This is a genomic window from Planktothrix sp. FACHB-1355 (assembly GCF_014748295.1).
GTDB lineage: Bacteria > Cyanobacteriota > Cyanobacteriia > Cyanobacteriales > Aerosakkonemataceae > Aerosakkonema > Aerosakkonema funiforme_A.
Genome location: NZ_JACJUP010000371.1, coordinates 1 through 5,540 on the forward strand (window position 1 = coordinate 1; position 5,540 = coordinate 5,540).

The following is a 5,540-nucleotide window of genomic DNA, read 5'->3' on the forward strand; positions in this document are numbered from 1 at the left end:
AAGCGGATGAGTGTAGCACAAGTCCAATCAAAATTGCGGGTTTTTTCAACTTCCACCCAGTTAAACAAAGCTTCCTTTTGCTCCTGCGGCGACAAAGAGCGCAAGTCTTCTACTTTAAATAAAGGTACAACTTTCTTGCTCACCAATTGTAACGGTTCGCTAAAGTTAGTCAGATCGAAAGAAGTACGCAGGATAGCATGGCGATCGACCACTTGCTGCACCGCCTTTTGGAAAAGCTCAACTTCTAGATTTACTTGCAAATGGTAATGGAAGATGTCATGGTACATCGGAGAATCAGAAGTTTGCTGAGTGTGGAAGATTACTCCCGCTTGAACTCTGGCTAGGGGATAGGCATCTTCTACATCGCTGGGTAACTTCTGCCGATCTTCTTCAGAAATCAGCGTCAATGGCGCTGTTCTCTGTGTCGATAAACTGGGTTCGACGATCGTCACTTCTGCCGCTAGTTTGGCGATCGTCTGAGTTGCGAAGATTTGTTCGAGAGAGAAATTCAAGCCTTTTTCTTGAGCTTTCGCCCGTACCTGAATGCTGCGGATCGAATCTCCCCCCAACTCGAAGAAATTATCGTGGATACCCACTCGATCGATCCCCAGCACTTGTGTCCATATTTCCGCTAAAGCATTTTCTACTGGAGTATTTGGAGGTACGAATTCTTTTTCTAAATCCGGTCGCGTGGCGTTGGGAACGGGTAGCGATTTTCGATCGACTTTGCCATTAGGCATTAAAGGCAGTGCTTCCAACATAACGAAGGCGGAAGGAATCATGTATTCCGGCAGCTGCGTTTTCAGGAAGCGATGCAACTCGGTAATTGTGGGGGCTGGTTTTCGATCGCAAACGCAATAAGCTACCAATCGCTTTTCAACAGGTTGCTCTGACGATTCTTCCGGCAGTTTACCTTTTAATAAGCGGCGCAAACCAGTTATTTGAGTGTCTTCTTCCAGGTGACTGACTAGATTGACTTTTCGTAGTTTTTCGCCAGACTCGGTTTCCCGAACTAAAACGATCGCTTCCCGCAGGTTAGGATGTTGCTGCAACGCCGCCTCAATTTCTCCCAACTCAATTCGGAAACCGCGAATTTTTACCTGGTGATCTATTCGTCCCAAATATTCGATCGTGCCATCCGGTAGGTAACGGGCCAAATCCCCCGTTTTGTACAGGCGCGATTCTGAATTTTGGAACCAATTGGTTCCAAAATTTTCTTCCTCAGAATTTTGAGACCAATTGGTCTCAAAATTCTGGTTGAATGGGTTACGGATAAACCGCTCAGCAGTAAGTTCGGGTCGGTTGAGATAACCTCGCGCCACTCCCACACCGCCGATGTGCAGTTCCCCCGGAACTCCCACTGGCACAGGTTGCAAATTAGCGTCCAGCAGATAAATCTGCGTATTGGCAATTGGACGACCGATGGGAACTGTGGATAGATTGCTCTCTCGCTGACATTCCCAGAAGGTGACATCCACGGCGGCTTCTGTTGGCCCGTACAAGTTGTGCAGTTCTGCATCTAAACGAGCAAAGAAACGCTCTTGCAGTTGGAAAGGCAACGCTTCCCCGCTGCACATTACCTGTCTCAGACAGTTACAACTTTCTAATCCCTCCTCTTCCAGGAACACTTGCAACATTGAGGGAACAAAATGAATAGTGGTAATCTTTTCTTCAGCGATCGTCCTCACCAGATAAGCGCTATCTTGATGACCTCCCGGTTTAGCGACAACTAAAGTTGCACCAGTTATCAAAGGCCAGAAAAATTCCCACACCGAAACATCGAAGCTAAAAGGAGTTTTTTGCAATACGCGATCGCTCGATGTTAATTGGTAAGCATCCTGCATCCACAACAAACGATTGCAAATTCCTTTGTGCGTGTTCATCGCTCCTTTCGGCTTACCTGTTGACCCAGAAGTATAGATGACGTAAGCCAAGCTTTCGGGATTTGGGATTTGGGATTTGGGATTTTCGATTTGATTTTGAATTTCTAGTTTGGTTTCCCAATCTCTATCCAAGCAAACGACTTTCGCATTGTATTTTGGTAGAATTTCCAGAAGTCGTTCTTGAGTTAATAAGATATCAACTCCTGCATCGGCGAGCATGAAGGCCAAACGCTCGTGAGGATAGCTAGGATCTAAAGGTACGTAAGCGCCGCCTGCTTTCAGAATTCCCAAAAGACCGACTACCATTTCTAAAGAGCGTTCCATGCAAATTCCCACCAAAACTTCCGGCGCTACGCCTAAATTTTGCAGGTAATTCGCCAGTCGATCGGCTTTTTGGTTCAGTTGCCGATAAGTAAGTTGTTCTTTTTCAAAGATTACCGCCACCGCATCGGGTGTCTTTTCTACCTGCGCCTCAAATAATTGATGCAAACAAACATCGCTCTTGTAATCAATATCGGTCTTATTCCATTCCACAACTAACTGATGCCGCTCTTTTTCCGTCAGCATCGGTAAAGTTGAAATCGGTTGTTCTGGATTGGCAATAATACTTTCCAGTAATATCTGAAAATGTCCTGCCATTCGCGCAATTGTGGCAGCCTCGAACAAATCTGTATTGTATTGAAACGCAGCCGAAAGGGAACCATTCACTTCACCCATCGTTAGTGTCAAATCGAATTGACTCGTCTGCTGTTGGAGCGCCAAACTTTCCAGTTCCAGTTCGCCCAATTTTATCCGCGTTCCCGTTTCTCCCAATGCTACCGATGCCAAACTTTCTAACTCTGGCAAATGGGATTTCTGCAAAACGAACATAACTTGGAAAAGCGGCGATCGACTCGCTTCTCTTACTGGCAAAAGTCGCTCTACCAATAATCCAAACGGATAATCTTGATGTGCAAAAGCATCTAGCACAGTTTGACGCACTTTGTCAACAAATGCCGCAAAATTTGGATTTCCCGAAAGGTTCGATCGCATCACTACCGGGTTGACGAAATAGCCAACTATTCCCGATAATTCCGCTCGATTTCTACCAGCCGTAGGCGAACCGACTAAAATATCTTCTTGTCCCGTATAGCGATAAAGTAACACTTGAAAAGCTGCCAACAAAGTCATGTAAAGGGTTGCTCCTTTCTCGCGACTAAAACTTTTCAAATGTTGACTTAATTCCGCATTCAGTTTGAAATAATGAGTTGCACCGCGATAAGTTTGAATTGGCGATCGAGGTCTATCAGTTGGTAGATTCAAAACTGGCAATTCGCCTGCTAATTGCTTTTGCCAATATTGCCAAAGTCTTTCTCCTGCTTTCCCGGTCAACATTTCTATTTGCCAGGAAACGCTCTCGGAATAATGTAATGCTGGTTGGTAAAGAGCAACTGAAGTACGATTTTTTTCCGCTTTATATAGTATTCCTAATTCCTTTGCGATCGCAGCCAAAGACCAGAAATCAGCAACGATGTGATGGACAACAAGCAATAGAATATGTGACTGTAGCGAACGCACAAACAAATTGACTCGCAGTAACGATTCTTCCTCTAAATTGAAAGGACGGTGAGTTTCTGCAATCAGGCGATCGTTTAAGTAATCCTCACGCCAACTCGCCGCATTTTCCGTCGAAAAGCAAACTTTTACATTTTCATTAATTCGTGCAACAGTTTCTCCTTCAGAAGTGATGAAACTTGTTCGCAAAGCTGGATGGCGATCGACAATCTTCTGAAAAGCGCGTTGCAAAGCAGCAACATCTACATTTTCCAGAATGCGAACAGCACCCGCAATATTATAAGCTGCACTATCTGGCGCTAATTCCTGCAAGAAATAAAGTGATTTTTGACCGGAAGAAAGCCATCGGCGATCGGGATTATATTTTTCACTTTTCTCTTTCCCCGTTTCCCCCTTTAATTGTCCGAGGATTTCGATCGCCAACTGAGAAATATTTCCACCATTGAGGAAACTGGTTACAGGCAAAACCACGCCGAAATTAATTTCAATGTTGTTTTTTAATTCAAACGTTGTTAATGAATCCAATCCTAAATAATTTAAAGGTTGTTGCGAAGTCAACTGAGACGGATGGATTTTCAGGATCTTGGCTACCTGTTCCTGAAGATAAGATTCTAACCGAGATAGGCGCAATTCTGGTTCTATTACCAGTAAATCTTCGCTAGTTAGATTATCTTGCGGTTCCGCAATATAAGATGCTTCTAAAATACTGCTGGCGACCACATCCAAACTGCCTTCTAAAAACCCAAGGCGACAAGCTTGACGTTTAATTTTGCCGCTAGAAGTTTTGGGAATGCTGCCAGTTTTGAGTAGCAATACCGCACAAACTGGCAATTCGTAATTTTCTGCGATCGCACCCCGAATAGCAGCGATTATCTCTTCGCTATTTAAGTTTCGCAGATAAGTTCGCTTCACTTCCAAAGCTACAGCCAATCTTTCTTCACCAGCAATTTCCACCGCAAAAGCCGCACTGCTACCAGCTTGCAATCCTGGATGACTTTGTTGAGCTATTTGTTCGATATCTTGCGGATAGTAATTGCGACCGCGAATAATAATTAAATCTTTCAGACGACCCGTAACAAACAATTCGCCTTCATGTAAAAATCCTAAATCTCCCGTGCGAAGAAATGTTCTTGTGGAGCAGGCATCTTGCCTGCTATCCTGAGAGCAGTCATCTTGCCTGCTATCTGTCAAATAAGCATGAAAAGTGCGTTTTGTTTCTTCTAATCGATGCCAATAACCCTGAGTTACACTCCCACCTGCTACCCAAATTTCCCCAACTTCATCAGGTTGACAGCGAGTTAAACTATCGGGACGGACAATAACAACCTGCGTATCTTTAAGAGGTTGACCGCAACTCACAATATTTTGGCAAGAAGTATTTTCCAGATCGATAGTAACTACTCGATTTTGCTGTAAAGCTGCACTTTCTATAGATTGAATTTTTGGCGCGTTTTCCTTCAAACCACCAGAAACAATTAAAGTTGTTTCTGCCATTCCGTAGCAGGGATGAAAAGCTTCGGGACGAAAACCGCACGATGCAAAAGCATTTGCAAAGTTATGAAGTGTTTCTGCACGAATCGGTTCTGCACCGTTAAAAGCCACTGACCAACTACTTAAATCGAGATTCGCTTTTTGTTCGTCAGAAATTTGTTTAACGCACAAATCGTAAGCAAAATTTGGCCCACCACTGGTAGTAGCTTTGTAGCGAGAAATCGCTTGTAACCAACGGACGGGACGTTGCAGAAAAGCCATCGGCGACATGAGAATGCAGGGAATCCCTAAATACAAAGGTTGAAGCACATTCCCGATCAATCCCATATCATGAAAAAGCGGCAACCAACCAACGACGATCGATTCCTCTGTATGTCCGAAAGCTGTTTGAATCAATCGCTGGTTATGCAAAATATTTTGATGGCTTACCATCACGCCTTTTGGCGTTGCTGTGGAACCGGAAGTATATTGCAAAAATGCTAAATTTTCGCCTTTTATTGGTGGTTCTTGCCAGTTATTTTCTCTATGGCAATCAATCCCATCTGTAACCAACCATTGTAAATTTTCTAAGTTGGGAGCGTGCGTAATTGCTTTTGACTTATTAGCTAAAAT

General features: G+C 44.0%; 1 protein-coding gene. It reads right to left on the minus strand.

The features are described 5' to 3' along the window. The coding region (locus H6S82_RS16135) for a non-ribosomal peptide synthetase (RefSeq protein ID WP_191056419.1) at nucleotides 1-5,540 on the minus strand (5,540 nt) is incomplete at both ends.